The sequence below is a fragment of the uncultured Campylobacter sp. genome, assembly GCF_937949835.1.
Taxonomy (GTDB): domain Bacteria; phylum Campylobacterota; class Campylobacteria; order Campylobacterales; family Campylobacteraceae; genus Campylobacter_B.
In genome coordinates this window covers 1-4,257 of the sequence record NZ_CALEDC010000470.1, presented here as the reverse complement: position 1 = coordinate 4,257, position 4,257 = coordinate 1, and the positions used below count along the sequence as shown (strand labels likewise).

General features: G+C 39.7%; 2 protein-coding genes and 1 tRNA gene. All 3 read right to left on the bottom strand.

All coding sequences use genetic code 11. The annotated features are described in order from the left end of the window. Positions 1-864: 864 nt before the first annotated feature. Positions 865-941: transfer RNA gene (locus Q0256_RS10465), tRNA-Arg, on the bottom strand. A 12-nt stretch (positions 942-953) separates the two neighbouring features. Beyond that, positions 954-1,334: a response regulator gene (locus Q0256_RS10460; protein WP_005869488.1), complete on the bottom strand. Its 381-nt coding sequence runs from the start codon at positions 1,332-1,334 to the stop codon at positions 954-956. 14 nt (positions 1,335-1,348) lie between these two features. After that, positions 1,349-4,257 (bottom strand): response regulator (locus tag Q0256_RS10455; protein ID WP_297962802.1); only part of this gene is annotated, 2,909 nt, incomplete at its 5' end.

The following is a 4,257-nucleotide window of genomic DNA, read 5'->3' as shown; positions in this document are numbered from 1 at the left end:
TTGCGCCTATTTTTTACAATTGGAATATCGCCGCAAAAAAACTTTATAGTTTAAGCATGACAAAAGCATCTATTGGCATATATTCGCTTTTTATAGGCTTTGTCTTCCACTAGGAGCTATCAAATTAAAATTGGTAATAATACATTAATTTTTTAAATTTTCGGGTAAAATCTCTTGGATTTTAGTGCTAATTGAGATTTCATATTTTATCATACCCGTAATCTCGATCTTTTTGTAAAAATCCTTCCACAAAACACAATCTAAAAACGAATACCTTGTCCCTTCATAATTCCCTATTTTTCGACCCCTCAAAACATCCGCAATATCAGATTTTACCATTCTCTATCACCAAGCCTTTTCGATAAGAAGCGATGATGAATAGAGCCTCGTGAGAACAACGAGGTCTCGGAAAAAGCAACAAAGCTTCCTACCATTTTTTATTCTCCCGTTATAATAGACTGGTAATATTTAAATTCACCACAAAATCTATCACAAAGGAGCAGATGTGCATTATGAAAATTTTAAAAGCGAAGCACGATAAAAAAAGAGTAGATAATGCGCTTAAATGACTTTATCGAGATCTGTTTAAAAGTCGGATCGTCTTTAATTTTAGAAAAAACCTTCATAACTGCTTGTCCTTTAAAATTTAATATAGTTTCATAGGACAAATTATAAAAGTTTCCAAAGAGTTTAACAAGCTTAAGAACTACTATACATTTTTTAATATATAGTAGTTTCTCTTAAACTACCTGTATAATCTATCGTTTTTAGTATTTGAAATTTTTTTGAAAAAATTTGAAAAAGCCGTAAAACAGGGCTTTTAAAAAAATCAAAAAACTAAAAATAGGGGGGAAATTTGATGGGTGGTGTCCCCGACAGGATTCGAACCTGTGGCCTCAAAATTAGGAATTTTGCGCTCTATCCTACTGAGCTACGAGGACAAAATCGGCAATTTAATCGCCGATAATATTCATAACATCGTCTAGTTTTTTGTGAAGATCTTTGTCGTTGATGGGCTTTGTCATAAAGTCATAAGCACCCTTATTTAAAGCCTCTCGTTTAGCGGTCTCGTCCGTCGTAAGGACGATGACGGGGATATGAGCTATACTTTCTCTAGCGTGAAGATTATCTAAAAATTCCAGCCCATTCATCACAGGCATTACGATATCTAATAAAATCAAATCAACGGGCTGAACTTCGAGTACGGCAAGGGCGTCCAAGCCGTTTTTGGCTTGGAGTATGGTTTGGAATTTGCCGTATTTTTTTAGCATAACTTCAAGTAGCTTTAAATTTATAGCGTCGTCATCAACCGTTAAAACTTTCAAATCTCTCATTTAAGACCTCATCCTTATATATATTTTTGTGCGAGTTTCTCAAGACCCGACTTGGTGATATTGTAACTAGCGACTTCGCTAAATAGTGGATTTTCATCGTTGTCGTTAGAAAACAGAACTAGCTTAGTCGCAGGCGCTTTTCGGCGTAAGCTCTCTAACGCCGCTAAGTCTAGCCCTGCTAGCTTTTTATCAATCAAAACAAGCTTATAACTACCCGTAGCCGCCATAGAAATAAGCTGGTCGAAATTGCCCGCAATTTCTACGTCTTTATACTGATGTTTTAATATGCTGGCAAAAATTTTACTTTCCATAATGTTTGCCTTGCATATAAGTATATCTTTTGTCGGCACACGCGCACCCTTAGCTTTCACTACGTCATCGGAAACTATGCTTTTTTTAGGAACTAGCTTCATTATCGTCTTTGGCACTTTGACAGTTTTAATGACCGTCTTAGGCACTTGGCGTTTGACAAGCTTTTTAACCAGCTTCTTTGTAGTTCCACCGGCTGGCGCTGCATCAGATCGTTTATCGCCGATAAAATTATCTAGCATTTGGGCTAAGATATCCTTTTTGATCGGCTTGGTGCAGTATTCGTCAAGCCCTGCTGCCATAAATTTCTCTCTATCGCCCTTTAGCGCATTGGCAGTAACAGCCACGATCGGGATGTGGCGGAGATTATTCTCGTGCTCGTATTGTTTGATCTGTTTTGTAGATTCGATACCGTCCATAACAGGCATCGAAATATCCATAAATATGAGATCATAGTCGTTATTGGCTTTTCTGGCTTCCAGCGCCAAAAGTCCGTTTTCGACTATCGTCAAATTCATATTAAAGCTATTTAACGTATGCTTCATAAGCTTTTGATTGATCTCATTATCCTCCGCAATAAGGATTTTGGCGTTATATTTTCTATTGACCAAAGGTACATTTTCATCGGCAGGATTTCGCTCTACCGGCACTTCAACCTCTTCTTCGACTTCGACATCCTCTTCGACCATAATGGTTTCTTCCTGTTGCTCGTCTTCGTATACGGTAACGGGCACCTCGACCATCTCCTCTTCCTCAGGCTGCGGGATAACTACCGGTTCGACTTTTACGCTAACAGGCTCAATCTCAGGCTCTTCGACATGGTCGTTTTGAGTAGCAGGCTCCACCTTCGGAATATCTACAGGCTCTGGCTCAATACTCGGCTCTTCGGTAGGGATATTTTGAGCCGCTGGTTCTACTACTGGCGTTACCGGTTCAGACTCGATATTTGAAGGTCCCTGTTTAACCTCTTCAAGTTTTGGCTCGATAGGTTTTAGTTCAGGCTCAATTGCTACCGGCTCTGGCTCAACTGCGATAGATTCTGGTTCAATTATCTTTTTAGTTGGAATTTCAGGTTCTGAAAGTTTAACATTTGAAATTTCATCTTCATGAGCAGAAACACTTGAAGTATCAGGCTTCGAAGCTTTAGCGATAGGAATTTCAGGCTCAGTTTTAACGGCTACAGGAATTTCTTCTTCTACGCTTGGATTTTCAACCTTTTTAACAGGCTCTTGCGCTTTGACGCTCGGTTTGATATCCGAAAGATCGATATCTATATCAGGAATTTCAATCTCAGCCTTAGGCGTCTCAACCTTAGCCTTTGGAATTTCTACTTTCGCAGGCTCAGCCCTTACTTCTTCTTCCTCTTTTTTAATCTTAGGAAGCTCTATTTCGATATCAGAAAGATCGATGCTAGGAGTTTCGGCTTTAGGAGCCTGGGTCTGCGTCGCATGTGTTTTGAGTCCCACAAAATCATCAGGAATTTCCAAAGAAATAGGCTCATCGATATCGGTCTGGGCATCCTTTGTGCTTGAAGGCTCTACTTTTGGCTTTTCTGCGTGCGGGATTACTATTTCAGGAATATCAATATTGATCTTTGGTGATTCAGGCTCTGTCTTTTCAATCTTGATATCACTCATAGGCTCGATATCTATAGGCTTAATGACCGGCTCTTCTGCTTTAGGAGCTTCTTTTTTGAGCTCTTGAGCAATACTAGGCTTACTAACAGCCTCCTCTTTATGCGCAGAATGAGCCTCGGCATCATGCGTACGTCTTCTGCTTTGCAAGATAGCGCGTAGCTCGTCTGCCGACGAAGTAGTAGCATGTCGTAATTCATCGAGCTTGTTGATGATAGGCCTTTCTTTTACTACCGGCTCTTCCATAATCATTTCATCAGCGACGATAGGCTTTTCTACCTCGGCATCCAGCTTAATCTCATGCGTCTGTGGAGCAAAATCCGATCTACTTAGAGCAATTCCGGATTTTGAAATTTTATCTAGCGTCTTAACGAATTTAGTTAAGTTAAAAGGCTCTGTGAGGGTAAAAATTTTAGAATTTGAAATACTAATACTTTGAAGCTCTTTTGGCTTAAGAGTCAAGATCGTAGGCATACTCAATATATCGCTAACCTCGCCGTAATTCTTAAATCTAGTGATAAGAGCGTCATATTTGTTATTATTTTGCGCTGAGCGGAACTGTGCGTTCGTATTAAATATCGAAATTTTACCGCCTAGCTTGCTGATATAATTTTTAACGATATCATTATACATCGTATCGGCGCTATCGGCTAAAAGCGCGAAATTTAATCCTTTGATGCTTTCAAATACTGCGTCCGCATCAGTCTTTTGAGTCTCTTTAAAAGCAAGGGTGAAGTAAAATCTAGTACCCTTTCCTACGGTAGATTTAACCTGAAGCTTACCGCCCATCATCGCTACGTATTTCGACGAAATCGTAAGTCCAAGACCTGTTCCGCCGTATTTGCGTGTGATCGTAGAGTCAGCCTGAGAGAAGGCGTTAAATACATTTGCGAGCTTATCTTCAGAAATTCCAATGCCGGTATCTTCTACGCTAAACGTTACGATCGCCTCTCCCGGAGCTTTGCTAGGCTCCCTTAAAA